The sequence below is a fragment of the Paraburkholderia dipogonis genome (assembly GCF_042680985.1).
Classification (GTDB): domain Bacteria; phylum Pseudomonadota; class Gammaproteobacteria; order Burkholderiales; family Burkholderiaceae; genus Paraburkholderia; species Paraburkholderia phytofirmans.
In genome coordinates this window covers 18,408-31,139 of sequence record NZ_JBHUFR010000030.1, presented here as the reverse complement: position 1 = coordinate 31,139, position 12,732 = coordinate 18,408, and the positions used below count along the sequence as shown (strand labels likewise).

Here is a 12,732-nt window from a genome sequence, read left to right as displayed (position 1 = left end):
TGTTCCGCATGGCGGCTTACTTTTTCACGGGTCTTCTCTCATGCAAGATGCGCAGATCATCAACTCACGTGATCTCGAGTTTCAGTTGTTCGAAGTACTCGAAGCACAGACGCTCACACGCCGCGCGCGTCACGCCGATCACAGCCGCGAGACCTTCGACGCGGCGCTCGACACCGCGCATACGGTCGCCGTGGAAAAGTTCGCGACGCACAACCGTCTCTCGGACGAACACGAGCCGCAGTTCGACGGACAACGCGTCACCCTGCCCGCCCAGGTGAAAGACGCGCTCGACGCCATGCGCGCCACCGGCTTTCTCGCCGCGGGCAAGGACTACGAATGGGGCGGCATGCAGTTGCCGTCGGTGATTTCGTTTGCGTGTCTGTCGCTCTTTAAGAGCGCGAACATCGCGACCGCGTCGTATGCCATGCTGACCACGGCGAACGCGAACGTGATCGAGCGCTTCGGCAGCGAAACGCAAAAGCGCAAGTATCTGCAAGCGCTCTTTGAAGGACGCGCGTTCGGCACCATGGCGCTGACGGAGCCGCAAGCAGGTTCGAGCCTGTCGGATCTCGTCACGAGCGCCACGCCCAATGCGGACGGCACCTATTCGATTCGCGGCAACAAGATTTTTATTTCGGGCGGCGACCACGAGTTGAGCGAGAACATCGTGCATCTGGTGCTGGCGCGCATTCCCGGCGGCCCGCCGGGGGTCAAGGGCATTTCGCTCTTCACCGTGCCGAAGTTCCATGTCAACGAAGACGGCAGCCTCGGCGCGCGCAACGACGTCGCCCTTGCGGGACTGATTCACAAGATGGGCTGGCGCGGCACGACGTCGACCATGCTGTCGTTCGGCGAACATGGCGAATGCATCGGCGAACTGGTGGGCGAGCCGCATCACGGTCTCGCCTACATGTTCCACATGATGAACGAGGCGCGCATCGGCGTGGGTCTCGGCGCGGTCATGCTGGGCTACCGCGGCTATCTCGCGTCGCTTGATTACGCGCGCGAACGGCCGCAAGGACGCCGCCCCGACAACAAGAATCCGCTCGACCCGCAATTGCCGCTGATCGAACACGCCGACGTGCGCCGCATGCTGCTCGCACAAAAAGCCTACGTGGAAGGCGCTTATGCGTTGTGCCTGTACGCGGCGCGTCTCGTCGACGAACAGAACACCGGCGAGAGCGAAACCGCGCGCGCCGAAGCGGTCCTGCTGCTCGATCTGCTCACGCCGGTGGTGAAATCCTGGCCGTCCCAATGGTGTCTGGAGGCGAACAGTCTCGCGATCCAGATTCACGGCGGCTACGGCTACACGCGTGAATATCCGGTCGAGCAGTTCTATCGCGACAATCGGCTGAACATGATTCACGAAGGCACGCACGGCATTCAGGCCATCGATCTGCTAGGCCGCAAGGTGACGATGAAACAGGGCGCGACGCTCAAACAACTGGCCCGCGAAATGCAGCAGACAATCGGTCGAGCGCGCGAGCATCCGGCACTGCACGCGCACGCCGATGCGCTCGGCGCAGCATGGACCGATCTGACTGCCACAATCGAGGCGTTGCTGCCCGCGCTGACCCATGAGAGCGAACGCGCGCTCGCCAACGCGAATGCGTTTCTCGAAGTCTTCGGTCATATCGTGATTGCGTGGACATGGCTGCGTCAGGCGATTGTCGCAAGCGCCGCGCTACCTGCTTCGCATAGCGAAGCAGACGCGGACTTCTATCGCGGCAAGCTGCATGCGTGCCAGTGGTTCTTCCGCTGGGAACTGCCGCGCGTCGCGTTGATGCTCGCCACCTTGCGCACCCTGGACGACACCACGCTCGGCATGGCGCCGCAATGGTTCTAGGCGTCGCCGCCAATGCGCGCCTTGGTACGCACTGACGCGCATTGACAAACCGCCAACCCGATATATGGAACATCGTCGTCACACGTGCGCAACACAAGCCTGGCCATGATTGCCGGAATGGCTCCCAATGCGGCGTTCAGGGCAGTTTTTCCAGCATGAGCGCTTCGGCTGGAGTATTGTTTAAGCGCGCCGGGAGCGTCGCGGCATCACTCTTCTACAAGACAGGGTGCTCCTCGTGGGCGGAAAAGGGCTCGCAAGCGCGTGGTTTTTTGCATGCAACGAAGCGACATCAACTTTTCGAGGATGGAGAAAACGTGAAAACAGTCAATCTTTTGAAGGCGCTCGGCATCGCATTGTGTTTGGCAACGGCGGCCAGCGCCTATGCGCAGGCGAGCGACGCAATGGCGTCCGGCGACATGGCGGCGCCCAGTGCCAAAACGGTCAAGAAGACAGACCGCGCGCTGGGTCTGCAAGTGCGCAAGGCTCTCGCTAAGGCGCAGGGTTTTGACGTGTCGAACGTGTTCGTCCGGGCCCGTGGCGGCGCGGTGACGATCACCGGATCGGTGCCCGACGGCGCGCAGATTCCGCAGGCAGAGGAAGTGGCGAAAGGTGTGGCCGGCGTGAAGTCGGTGAACAACAGGCTCACCATCGGCACGCAAGGCGGCGGCGGAGGTTGAGCGCCCGCTTTCACCTGATGACTTGCCGGTGACCTCAGGCAACGCCGCTCGTCGCTCGATGCGAACGTGAGGCGTTGCCTGTCGTCCTGGCATTTGAAGCGCTTATTGAAGCGTCCGTTGAAACTTACGTGCAAGCGCCTACCGTCGAACGAGGCCGACCACGTAACGGCACACGTCTTCGCCCGCGTTGAAGAATTCGCATTCGAGCGGCGCGCCGAGCTGCAGACAATCCCCCGCCTCCAGCCGATAAACCTGCTTGCCCTCCCGGAAGGTCAACACCCCGAGCGTCACCCAGATCTGTTGATGCTGGAACACGAAAGCATCCGGCGGGTACGGTACTTTCACACCCGGCGGCAGCTCGATCTCCAGCAATTCCAGCACACCGCCCGTGGGTGGCGAGATGCGCCGGCGCGTGTAGCCGGTCTCCGGGTCTTGCCAGACCGACTGGTCCGCATGCCGCACGAGCCGTTCGCCAGTCTGCTCGGCAAGCGCCAGCAAGGTGGACAAGGTCAGGCCAAACGCGCCTGACAGACGCCCGAGCACCGTCGCGGTGGGGCTCGCCTCGCCTCGTTCGACCTTGCTGATCATCGCCTTCGACACGCCCGAGCGCTCCGCCAGTTCGCTCAGCGACCAGTTGCGCGCCTCGCGCTCGGTCTTCACGCGCAAGGAGATTGCCTGGGTCAGATCGATGGCAGTGGACTCGGACATGGAAAAATGGACGCGTTGGAGAGTGAGGAAAATGAGCCCCGCAAATTATATCGAGGCGGTGCGGCCATCGGCGCTGACGTCCGCGCTCGCCTCGCCGCTCATTAAAAGCCGAAATCAATGTCTTGCATAGTGATTTTTCGTCCACTATATTAAACGAACGATCGCGACTGCAACCCGCAAAAGCGCACGCGACTCGAACGCGCAGCCGTGAGCATTCGTCCACCCAGCCGGAAGACCCCATGCCGAAGGAAATCGTTCTCAACGCTTTTGACATGAACTGCGTCGGCCACATCCAGCAAGGCATGTGGACCCATCCGCGCGATCAGTCCGCGCGCTATACGGATCTGCAGTACTGGACCGACTACGCCCGCATGCTCGAAGCGGGCCTGTTCGACGGCATCTTTTTCGCCGATGTCGCCGGCGTCTACGACGTCTACGGCGGCAACCCCGACGCAGCCATTCGCGGCGCCGTGCAGGTGCCGGTCAACGACCCGACGCTGCTGATTCCCGCCATGGCGGCGGTAACGCGTCATCTGTCGTTCGGCGTCACGTCCAACCTCACGGTCGAGCAGCCATATCTGTTCGCCCGGCGCATGTCGACGCTCGATCATCTGACGCGCGGCCGGGTCGGCTGGAACATCGTCACCGGTTATCTGGACAGCGCGTCGCGCGCGATCGGCCTGACCGGCCAGATGGCGCACGACGACCGCTACGACCTCGCCGACGAATACATGGAACTGGTCTACAAACTGTGGGAATGCAGTTGGGAAGACGGCGCGGTGTTGCGCGACAAAGTCCAGGGCGTGTATGCGGACGCGTCGAAAGTCCACGTGATCCACCATCACGGCAAGCAGTATCGGGTGGACGCCATGCATCTGAGCGAGCCGTCGCCGCAGCGCACGCCGGTGCTGTATCAGGCGGGATCGTCGGCGCGCGGCAAACGGTTCGCCGCGGCGCACGCGGAGTGCGTGTTCGTCAACGGCCAGGCGAGGCCGGCCGTGAAGGCGATCGTCGACGATATTCGCGCGCACGCGGTGGCAGGCGGCCGCAATCCCGGCGACATCAAGGTACTGCTCGGGCAAACCGTCATCACGGGCCGCACGGACAGCGAGGCGCAAGAAAAGTACGCAGAGTACCGCCGTTATGTCAGCTCCGAGGCGGCGCTCGTGCATGCGGCGGCGTCGCTTGGCATCGACTTCGCGCGCTACGACCTCGACGAGCCGATCGAAACCGGCAAGAGCCAGGCGATCGTATCGAATGTCGAGGCCATGACGCGCGCGGCGGGCCCGCAGTGGACCAAACGCAAGCTGCTCGAACAGATGGTGCTGGGCAGCCGTCAGGCGCCGCTGGTCGGCTCGGCCGAACGCGTGGCGAACGAACTGATCGCGTGGACCGAAGAAGCGGGCGTGGATGGTTTCAATCTATCGCGTACGGTCGCGCCGGAATGCTTCGAGGATTTCATCGCGCACGTCGTGCCGGTTCTGCAGGAACGCGGCGCCTACAAGCATGCGTATCGTGACGGCACGTTGCGCGAGAAACTCTTCGGGCATGCGCGTCTGCCCGCGAACCATACGGCGGCGAAATTTCGCTCGCCGGATTGTGCCGCCGCGCCCATTTCATACGATGCCTGACACCGGCGCCGTGAGACACGCGTCAGTCACGCGCGGTCGACTGCCTGGCGCAAAGCTGCGAGATGCCGCTTGCCTATTTACGCCGCCGCACTGGTTCCTGGTCATCCTTATCGATGGCATCGTCATGCGGATTCTCACTTCGTGCCGTCCGCCCAGTCATGCAGCGACACAACGATTTTTTCGCAGAGGCTCATATGCTTGACAGGAGCACCTTCCGCGACGCGATGGCCGGTCTTGGCGCCGCCGTCAACATCATCACGAGCGACGGCGCGGCGGGTCGGGCCGGCTGCACCGCATCCGCGGTGTGCGGAGTGACCGACGAGCCGCCCACGCTGCTCGTCTGCATCAATCGCGGCAGCCGCAACAACGCCGCTTTTCGCGCCAACGGCAAACTCTGCGTCAACGTGCTCAGCGCCGAACAGCAGACGCTCGCCGCGCACTTCGCCACCGGCACGCTGCCGATAGCCGAACGCTTTGCCGCCGCGCAATGGGACACCCTCGCGACGGGCGCACCGGTCCTGCATGGCGCGCTCGCTTCGCTGGACTGCGAGATCGAATCGGTGACCGAAGTCGGCACGCACACGGTGTTCTTCTGCGCGGTGAAAGCCGTGCATACGCATGTCGAAGGCGACGCGCTGATCTACTACGGCCGCCGCTATCACCGCGTCGGCGCGCGCTCCCTGCACGCGACGCATGCGGCCGCGGCCAGCGACGCGCTCGCTGCCGAATCGGCCGGTTAACGGACGATGAACCGCACGATATACCGCACGATGTCCCGCACAACACTCGCATGAAAGAAGCCTCGGCAAACCCGCATCGACCGAGCCGCGCGGCAGCCGGCAAGACGCGTTCGCTCGTGATTCTGCTGCTCTGCCAGGTGGGCGCGATGAGCGTGTGGTTTTCATCGTCGGCGGTGGTGGCGATCGTCAGGCAGGCCGAGAGTCTGTCCGCCATGCAAGCGACCCTGCTCACCAGCGCCGTGCAGGCCGGGTTCGTGGCCGGCACCGTCACGAGCGCCCTGCTCTCCCTTGCCGACCGCTTCGATCCACGGCGGCTCTTCATGCTCAGCGCGCTGACGGCGGGCGCGGCCACCGCGTGTCTCGTCTTCCTCGCGCCCGCGAGCCCGCTCGCGATCCTGCTGCGGCTGCTGACTGGCATCTGCATGGCCGGCGTTTATCCCGTCGGCATGCGGCTCGCGGCGACGTGGGCGAAAGGCGATCTCGGTCTGTTGATCGGACTGCTGGTCGGCGCGCTGACCTTCGGCTCGGCGAGTCCGCATCTGCTGGCGGCGCTCGGCGGTTCGAACTGGCGCGCGATCTATGGCATCTCGGCGTGCTGTGCGCTGCTGGCGGGCGTCGCGATTCTGCTGTGCGGCGTCGGGCCGAATATGGCGCGCGCGACGCGCATCGAATGGTCCGCGCTGGCCGGCGCCTGGCGCAACCGCGCGCTGCGGCTCGCGAACCTCGGTTATCTCGGCCACATGTGGGAGCTGTACGCGATGTGGGCGTGGCTCGCCGTCTTCCTGCAAGCGAGCTTTGCGGCAGCCGGCATGCAAGAGCCGCGCGCGGCGGCCGAATGGCTCACCTTCGGCGCGGTCGCGGCGGGCGCGCTCGGCGCGTGGCTCGGCGGCGTGCTGGCGGACCGGCTCGGCCGCACCACGGTGACGATCGGCGCGATGGCCGTGAGCGGCGCGTGCGCGGCCTTGATGGGCTGGCTGCTCGGCGCGCCGGTCTGGCTGGTCGGCTGCGTGGCGCTGTGCTGGGGGATTTCCGTGATCGCCGATTCCGCGCAGTTCTCGGCGAGCATTGCGGAGCTCGCCGAGCCGGCGTCGATCGGCACGTTATTGACCGCGCAGACCTGCGCGGGTTTTCTGCTGACGCTCGTGAGCATTCATCTGGTACCGGACGTCGTCGCGTTGGCGGGTTGGCGCGGCGCCTTCAGCATGCTTGCCGTCGGGCCGCTGCTCGGCTGTATCGCGATGGCGCGGTTACGGCGCCTGCCGGATGCGCGACGGCTTGCGGGCGGCCGGCGTTAGAACGCCGGCCGCTATTTGCCTCGTCATCCTCTCCAATGTCCCGGCACCCACGCCCAATGATTGCCTTCCCAACGATAATGGCCCTTCACCCAGTGATAGCCGGGCGCGGGCGCGGCGGGCACCACCTCGACGAGCGGCTCGGGTTGCGGTGGCCGCGCGGGCTCGACCACGCAGGCCGATAACAGTGCGGCGCAAAGAGCTGCGAGCGATGCGACGCGTACGTTCGATTTGATTTTCAAGTTCCTCTCCTGAGTGTTTTCGTTTGATGTGAGCCGGTCATCTTGCCCGCTCGCTGGATGACAACGTGTGTCCCGGCAACATGCCGGCTCGCCGGTTACTTCATGTGAGCGGCTCGCTTTGCCGATCTTTGAACGACATCATTTGCACCGCTCCGTTGGCGGATCTATGCCCGGCAACATGGACGAAAGCGGATCGATTCGCTGCATCCGCTCAGTGTCCGTGCGCCACCACTACGCGCGCACGATGCCGCTCAGCGGCCGCCCCGCCGACGTCTGCCCGAACAGCGCGGACGCCGTGCGCTGCGGATCGAGCCCGAGACTTTCGCTCGCGGTGCCGGCGATCAACGCGTCGAGCGAGGTAGTCGGCTTGAGATCACGCGCCTCGTACAGATTGTGAGGCGCGAGACCTGGCCAATCGGCAATCACGCGTCCGCCCTGCACCGAGCCGCCGAGCACCATCGCGACCGACCCCGTGCCGTGATCGGTGCCGCCCGTGCCGTTGGCGGCGGCAGTTCTGCCGAACTCCGTCGCGACCAGCACGGTGGTCTTGCTCCACAGCGGGCCCATGCCGTCGCGCAACGACGCAAGCATCGTGTCGAGCGCCTTCAACTGGTTGCCGAGGCGCGCGTTCTGCGCGCTGTGCGTATCCCAGCCGCCGGTTTCGATCATTGCGATGCGTGGCCCGTTCTCGCGCGACAGGAAACCCGCGGCGAGCTTGCCGAGGCTTGCCGGATCCTGGCGCGCGCCGGCGTCGCCCGCGAGGCCGCGCGCGGTCATCGCCGACTCCCACAGGGGACGCAACTGCGCGTCCTGATCGTAGAGTTGCGAGACGCGCGCGAGCAGATCGTCAGGGGCTTGCGGCAGCGCCGAAGGCGCATACGACGTCACCGCCGCCGGCCCGCGCAACGCCATCGGCACGGTCGGCGCGAACGCGATCGCGTTCTCACGCGTGGCGGGCAGTTGCGCGACGAGCCGGTTCAGCCAGCCGTCTTTCATCTGATACGGCGAGATGCCGCCGGTCTCGAGCACGTTCTGTCCGTCGAAGTGCGATCGATCGCGATACGGCGACGCCACCGCATGCACGAACAGCGCCTGATGGTTCGCATACATCGCGGCGGTCTGGACCATCGCGGGATGCAGCGCGAAGCTGCCGTCCAGGCGCGGCGCGTTCGACGTGTCGACGGCAAGCGCGCCGCGCAGTGTGGCGTAGGCCGGTTCGGCGTACGGCACGACGATGTTCAGACCGTCGGCGGCGCCGCGCTGGATCACGAACACGAAACGGCGCTCGGTGGCGACGCTCGCGAACGCGATGTGCGGCGACACGAGCATCGCGCCCGCGCCCGCGGCGGCGACGCTCAGAAACTTGCGGCGTGACAGCATGGCATTCATCTCCGTTGAAAATCCGGCGAGACCAGCAACAAAGCGATCGCCGTCGACGCGCTTTCGGCGCGCGATACAGCCGTGGCCGTCGGCGCACTGAGCGAACCGGCGAGCAGGGTCTGGCCGAGTGCGCGCGCATCGAGCCGGTCGCCGACTTGCGACGCGAACCGCTGCGCCACTTCGACCCGGCGCACTAGCGCGTCGGGCGCAGCCCAGCTCGCAGCGATGTCGTCGTAACCGGCGGGCGAGCCGGGACGCCATACCGGCTGACCGAGCTGCGTGAGAATGGGCGCCGTCTGCAGCCTGCCGAGGTCTTGCCAGCCGAGGCCGCGCATCGAGGAAATGGTCCACTCCCATGGCGTTTTGAATTTCACGGCGGTGGGCGACCACGCTTGCGGCATGTCGATCAACGCGCGATAGACCGCCGGCAGATCGCCGCCGCTGCGCTCGAACGCGCTGGCCAGATGTTCGCTCACACCAGGCGAAGGATTGTCGGCGACGAAATGACGGGCCAGTTTGCCGCCGATGTGCTGCGCGGTCGCCGGCGCGCTAGCGAGGTCGTGCAGGATCGCGAGCGCCTGCTCTTCTCCGGGCTGATCGTAGCGGCGTCCCATGATGGTCCGCGAACCGGGTTCGTGCAGCGCGGCGCGAAACACGAAGGTGCCCGGCGCGGCGTTCTGCTGCATGGCCAGGCGGCCCGCGTTGCCGGCATTGCCGGGGTTGGCCGGATTGCCCACGACGCTCCAGCCGGTCAGCGCGCGGGCGAATTCGGTGACGTCGTCCTGGCTGTAGCCGCTGCGCACGCCGAGCGTGTGCAGCTCCATGATTTCGCGCGCGAGGTTTTCGTTCAGACCGCGCTTGCGCTCCGGGTTGCGCTGCGCGGCGCGCATGGCCGCCGTGCTGTCCGGTCCGACCGAGCGCGTCTGATCGAGGAACACCTGCATGGCCGGATGACGTTCGACGGCCACCAGCATGTCTTCGAAGCGGCCCAGCACGTGCGGACGAATGGCTTCGGCCTCGAACGAACCGGCAAGCGCCGCGACGCCGGGCTTCTCGGTGGAGACGGCGAAATGATTGGCCCAGAAATGCACCAGCCGCTCGATGAACGGCGTCTGCGTGGTCAGCGCACTCGTCACCCGTGCATTCACCGATGAGCGGTACATGTCGAGTATTTCGCCGCGAATCGCTTTTCGTTCGGCCTGCCTGGCGGTTTGCGCGTTCGCTTGCGTTGAGTTGGGCGTGTCTGCCTGCGCGTTTGTTTGTGGGTTTGCCTGTGCGTTTGCCTGAGCACGGGTTTGCCCGTCAGGCACGGCCATGTTTTGCGCGTTCGCGCGACTCGCCGCCGTGCCCTCACCGCCACTCTGACGAGCCTGCTGATTGAACTGCATGCGCTGCTGCACGAGTTCAGTAGAAAGCGCCACCGAGTCGGGCTGATTCGCCCACGCGGCCGGCCGTGCCTGGTACTGTTCGAACTGCGCGAGCAGCCAGCCTTTCGGATCGGCGGGCGGCGTGTCGTCGGCGCGCGCGCCCAGGCCGAAGCGGTTCAGCGCAATCGCCGCGGCGTTCAGGTTCGGTGAGTTGGCCATACCATCCTCTTCGGCTGTGGATAGTCCTTAAACGGCTGTCACGCGAAACTCCGTCGCAGCTGCTGCAGTTTTTTTACTCGCCCGAAGTCTCGCTCGATGCCTGATTCGCCGGCTTCTTTGCATTCAGCGCGGGCACGGGTTCGCGCCATTGCCCACGCAGCTTCAGGCTGTCGGCGAATTGAACGCGCTCCTCGGGCGACAAGGTCGCCGCGAAGTCGGCCACACTGCCTTCCACCTGCGCGCGCAGATGGCTGTCGGCCTCGCGCGTGCGTTCGAGCGCGGCGTCCAGCGCGGCACGGTCGAACTGCGGCGCCGCCAGCAGACGCAACACTTCACGACGCCCTTCGCGGCCTTCGCGCGCGTATTGCCGGCCGTCGCGGCGCGCGTCTTTCAGGCCGTCGATAAAGGCTTTCTGGCGCTCGGCGGACAGCGTTTGCGCGGCGAAGCGCAGCGCGCGCTGTTGCGCCAGCACGGGCGCCGTTGCGCCGCGCGCGGCAAACCATTGATAGGCACCCCCGACGATCGCGCCCACCAGGAACACATTCAGCACCAGCGAGGCCACCAGCACCACTTTCCACGATCGGCCGTTCATTCGTCGCTCCAATCGGCAGATGCTCCACCGAAGCTCGAAGTCAAATAAGACGACTCATGCGCGAGCGGTGCCTGCGCTGCGGTCTCCGTCAACACGAAGAACGACACGGCAAAAGCGCCGGCTAAGCCGCCCAGCAGCCCAACGCCCGCGACCGCCGCGCCCGACCACCACAGGCGGCGTCGCGGCGCCACCGGCTGCCGCACCGGCGCGCTGTCGAGCACGCGCTCGAACAGGGCCGCGCCCGGCGGCTCGACCTTGTCGGCGGCGAGCCACGCGTCGACGCCGGCCGCCTGCGCCAGCAGCGCGTCGGCTTCGGCGCGATGCGAGTGCGCCCACGCCTGCGCCGCCGCACGCTCCTGTTGCGGCCAGCGGCGCGGCTCGGCGCCGTAGGCCTCGACGATCTGCTGAAATCTTTCGGGCGTCATGACTTGTCCTTGCTAAGGCCGCTGCCGGCCAGTTGAGCGCGCAGATTGCGGCGCGCGCGCGCCAGCAGACTTTCCAACGCGTCGACGCTGATGCCCATCAGGGCGGCGGCGTCGATGTTCGACATTTCCTGGTAGTAGTTGAGCACCAGCGCCTCGCGCTGGCGTGCCGGCAACGCGGCGAGGGCGTCGCGAACCCGCTGGTCCTGGGCGCGCGCTTCGAGTCCGGCCTCGGGCAGCGGCGCGGGATCGGCCTCCTCGGGCATCTCGTCGCGCGGCTCTTCGCGCCGGCCGCGCAGCCGGTCATAGCAGAGATTGAGCGCGACGCGATGAATCCACGTGTCGAACTTCGCCTCGCCTTCCCGCCAGCGCGATGCCTGCTTCCAGATGCGCACGAACACCTCCTGCGCCACGTCTTCCGCTTCCATGCGGTCGCCCAGCATGCGGGTGGCAAGCGCAAGCAGACGCGGCAGCTTGCGCGCGACGAGCGAGCGGACGGCGGCCGGATCCTGCCGGCCGATCTGTTCGAGCAATTGCGCGTCGGGGTCGCGTTCGCTCAAGACATGGCGCTCCTCGGCGCGAGTGCGTGGCGCCGCATGAAACGCGCCGCGGGACGGACGTCAGCCGCGCACAAGCCGCTCCTTCCAATGCCTCTCATGCCGGCTACACCTCACATGAATGGTTGCACGCGCACCGGTTCGAACGGTGCGCGCGGTTGGCGAAGACGGCGCGTCTCGCCATGCATAAGCGCAATCAATATACGACGACCGCCGGCCGATAGTAGGCCGGCCGCGCCGGGTACACCACACAGCCGGCGAGCGTGGCCGCCAGCAAAATCATCACGAGCGTTTTCATAGCAGTCTGCCTGGTTGGAGAACGCAGCGGGTCGAAGAAAATCGACCGCCTTGGCGCTCGCGGGTCATGCCCAGTGGCCTTCCACCCAGCGCCAGTTCGGACCGCGCGCCACCCAGTGTCCCGGCACCCAGCGATGACCGACGCGCACCGCCTGCCAGTGGCCGCCCACCCACACATAACGGCCCTGCACCCAGCGCCAGTGGCCCGGATCCCATGCGTAACCCGCACGCGGCGCGGGCGCCACTTCGACGCGCGCCGGCGGCGGCGCCATCGGCGCGACGATCACTGCCTGCGCGAAGGCGGGCGCGGCGCTGAACGTGGCGGCGCCGGTCAGCGCGGCAGTCAGCATGGCGGTAAGCAGGCGAACCGGTTTGTTGGATGTCATGTTGGTTTCTCCCATTAAAGCCGAAGCCGGAAAGCGGCTCCGTTTCCTGTTGAACGCAGCAGCGACAACAATCCGTCGCTGCTGCGGTGTGAAAAATCAAAAAGGAAAGAAGGATGCGGGAAAAACCGCGGTGAAACGCGAGGCGCAGCGTCGCAGCCGGTTCCGCATTGCAATGCGGCGTCAGCAGAACGACAGCAAAGGTTAGGCAAATGAATAAAAGACAAGGGCTTCGGTAAGGTTCACGCCCCGAAATCTTAATTAACGAATGGTCCAATGCGCGCAGTTTGTCGCGGTGAGACTACCAGCACCAGCTGTATTTCTAACAATATCCCCAGCGAAACATCCACACCTGCGTCGATGCAAACGCTGAACGGCG

The 12,732-nt window shown here is 65.7% G+C and carries 13 protein-coding genes and 1 pseudogene; 6 read left to right on the top strand and 8 right to left on the bottom strand.

The genetic code is table 11. The annotated features are described in order from the left end of the window. Nucleotides 1-40 precede the first annotated feature (40 nt). On the top strand, nt 41-1,846 hold the full coding sequence (locus ACFSNN_RS32460; RefSeq protein WP_134464836.1) for an acyl-CoA dehydrogenase: 1,806 nt from the start codon (nt 41-43) through the stop codon (nt 1,844-1,846). Between the two features lie 314 nt (nt 1,847-2,160). Continuing rightward, nucleotides 2,161-2,523: a BON domain-containing protein gene (locus ACFSNN_RS32455; RefSeq protein ID WP_134465625.1), complete on the top strand. Its 363-nt coding sequence runs from the start codon at nt 2,161-2,163 to the stop codon at nt 2,521-2,523. A 138-nt stretch (nt 2,524-2,661) separates the two neighbouring features. Here the strand turns inward: ACFSNN_RS32455 and ACFSNN_RS32450 are convergent, their stop codons facing one another. Next, nucleotides 2,662-3,231 (bottom strand): helix-turn-helix domain-containing protein, encoded by a 570-nt coding sequence (locus ACFSNN_RS32450; protein WP_134464838.1) that lies wholly within the window; start codon nt 3,229-3,231, stop codon nt 2,662-2,664. Between the two features lie 239 nt (nt 3,232-3,470). On the opposite strand from ACFSNN_RS32450, the gene ACFSNN_RS32445 reads away from it, so the two are divergent. From ACFSNN_RS32445 to ACFSNN_RS32435, 3 genes are all read left to right on the top strand, one after another. Then, on the top strand, nt 3,471-4,862 hold the full coding sequence (locus tag ACFSNN_RS32445) for an LLM class flavin-dependent oxidoreductase (RefSeq protein ID WP_134464840.1): 1,392 nt from the start codon (nt 3,471-3,473) through the stop codon (nt 4,860-4,862). Between the two features lie 194 nt (nt 4,863-5,056). Next, complete coding sequence (locus ACFSNN_RS32440) at nt 5,057-5,602, top strand: flavin reductase (protein WP_134464842.1); 546 nt, start codon at nt 5,057-5,059, stop codon at nt 5,600-5,602. A gap of 50 nt (nt 5,603-5,652) precedes the next feature. Continuing rightward, a complete protein-coding gene (locus ACFSNN_RS32435) occupies nt 5,653-6,897 on the top strand; it encodes an MFS transporter (RefSeq protein ID WP_134464844.1) in 1,245 nt (414 codons plus the stop codon). A 23-nt stretch (nt 6,898-6,920) separates the two neighbouring features. Here the strand turns inward: ACFSNN_RS32435 and ACFSNN_RS32430 are convergent, their stop codons facing one another. From ACFSNN_RS32430 to ACFSNN_RS32400, 7 genes and pseudogenes are all read right to left on the bottom strand, one after another. Continuing rightward, a complete protein-coding gene (locus ACFSNN_RS32430) occupies nt 6,921-7,136 on the bottom strand; it encodes a YXWGXW repeat-containing protein (protein ID WP_134464846.1) in 216 nt (71 codons plus the stop codon). A gap of 231 nt (nt 7,137-7,367) precedes the next feature. Next, nucleotides 7,368-8,516 (bottom strand): DUF1501 domain-containing protein, encoded by a 1,149-nt coding sequence (locus ACFSNN_RS32425; RefSeq protein ID WP_134464848.1) that lies wholly within the window; start codon nt 8,514-8,516, stop codon nt 7,368-7,370. A 5-nt stretch (nt 8,517-8,521) separates the two neighbouring features. Then, nucleotides 8,522-10,102, bottom strand: a complete 1,581-nt coding sequence (locus ACFSNN_RS32420; RefSeq protein ID WP_134464850.1) for a DUF1800 domain-containing protein — start codon at nt 10,100-10,102, stop codon at nt 8,522-8,524. Between the two features lie 73 nt (nt 10,103-10,175). Next, nucleotides 10,176-10,694 (bottom strand): periplasmic heavy metal sensor, encoded by a 519-nt coding sequence (locus tag ACFSNN_RS32415; RefSeq protein ID WP_134464852.1) that lies wholly within the window; start codon nt 10,692-10,694, stop codon nt 10,176-10,178. Continuing rightward, entirely contained in the window at nt 10,691-11,119 is a 429-nt protein-coding gene (locus ACFSNN_RS32410; RefSeq protein ID WP_134464854.1) for a hypothetical protein, read from the bottom strand. The genes ACFSNN_RS32415 and ACFSNN_RS32410 overlap by 4 nt, the downstream gene beginning before the upstream one ends. Continuing rightward, nucleotides 11,116-11,703, bottom strand: a pseudogene (locus ACFSNN_RS32405) (RNA polymerase sigma factor); the annotation flags it as partial. The gene ACFSNN_RS32410 and the pseudogene ACFSNN_RS32405, both read right to left, overlap by 4 nt. A gap of 332 nt (nt 11,704-12,035) precedes the next feature. After that, nucleotides 12,036-12,356, bottom strand: coding sequence for a YXWGXW repeat-containing protein (locus ACFSNN_RS32400; protein WP_134464857.1), 321 nt, complete (start codon nt 12,354-12,356; stop codon nt 12,036-12,038). Here ACFSNN_RS32400 and ACFSNN_RS32395 point away from each other — a divergent pair. Next, nucleotides 12,355-12,561, top strand: a complete 207-nt coding sequence (locus tag ACFSNN_RS32395; RefSeq protein ID WP_134464859.1) for a hypothetical protein — start codon at nt 12,355-12,357, stop codon at nt 12,559-12,561. The genes ACFSNN_RS32400 and ACFSNN_RS32395 overlap by 2 nt on opposite strands. Nucleotides 12,562-12,732: the final 171 nt, after the last annotated feature.

What these genes read in the sequence shown, in the direction of transcription:
- ACFSNN_RS32460 (WP_134464836.1), top strand. Translation starts at nt 41, where the DNA reads ATGCAAGATGCGCAGATCATCAACTCACGTGATCTCGAGTTTCAGTTG.
- ACFSNN_RS32450 (WP_134464838.1), bottom strand. Translation starts at nt 3,231, where the DNA reads ATGTCCGAGTCCACTGCCATCGATCTGACCCAGGCAATCTCCTTGCGC.
- ACFSNN_RS32445 (WP_134464840.1), top strand. Translation starts at nt 3,471, where the DNA reads ATGCCGAAGGAAATCGTTCTCAACGCTTTTGACATGAACTGCGTCGGC.
- ACFSNN_RS32440 (WP_134464842.1), top strand. Translation starts at nt 5,057, where the DNA reads ATGCTTGACAGGAGCACCTTCCGCGACGCGATGGCCGGTCTTGGCGCC.
- ACFSNN_RS32435 (WP_134464844.1), top strand. Translation starts at nt 5,653, where the DNA reads ATGAAAGAAGCCTCGGCAAACCCGCATCGACCGAGCCGCGCGGCAGCC.
- ACFSNN_RS32425 (WP_134464848.1), bottom strand. Translation starts at nt 8,516, where the DNA reads ATGCTGTCACGCCGCAAGTTTCTGAGCGTCGCCGCCGCGGGCGCGGGC.
- ACFSNN_RS32420 (WP_134464850.1), bottom strand. Translation starts at nt 10,102, where the DNA reads ATGGCCAACTCACCGAACCTGAACGCCGCGGCGATTGCGCTGAACCGC.
- ACFSNN_RS32415 (WP_134464852.1), bottom strand. Translation starts at nt 10,694, where the DNA reads ATGAACGGCCGATCGTGGAAAGTGGTGCTGGTGGCCTCGCTGGTGCTG.
- ACFSNN_RS32410 (WP_134464854.1), bottom strand. Translation starts at nt 11,119, where the DNA reads ATGACGCCCGAAAGATTTCAGCAGATCGTCGAGGCCTACGGCGCCGAG.
- ACFSNN_RS32395 (WP_134464859.1), top strand. Translation starts at nt 12,355, where the DNA reads ATGTTGGTTTCTCCCATTAAAGCCGAAGCCGGAAAGCGGCTCCGTTTC.
- ACFSNN_RS32400 (WP_134464857.1), bottom strand. Translation starts at nt 12,356, where the DNA reads ATGACATCCAACAAACCGGTTCGCCTGCTTACCGCCATGCTGACTGCC.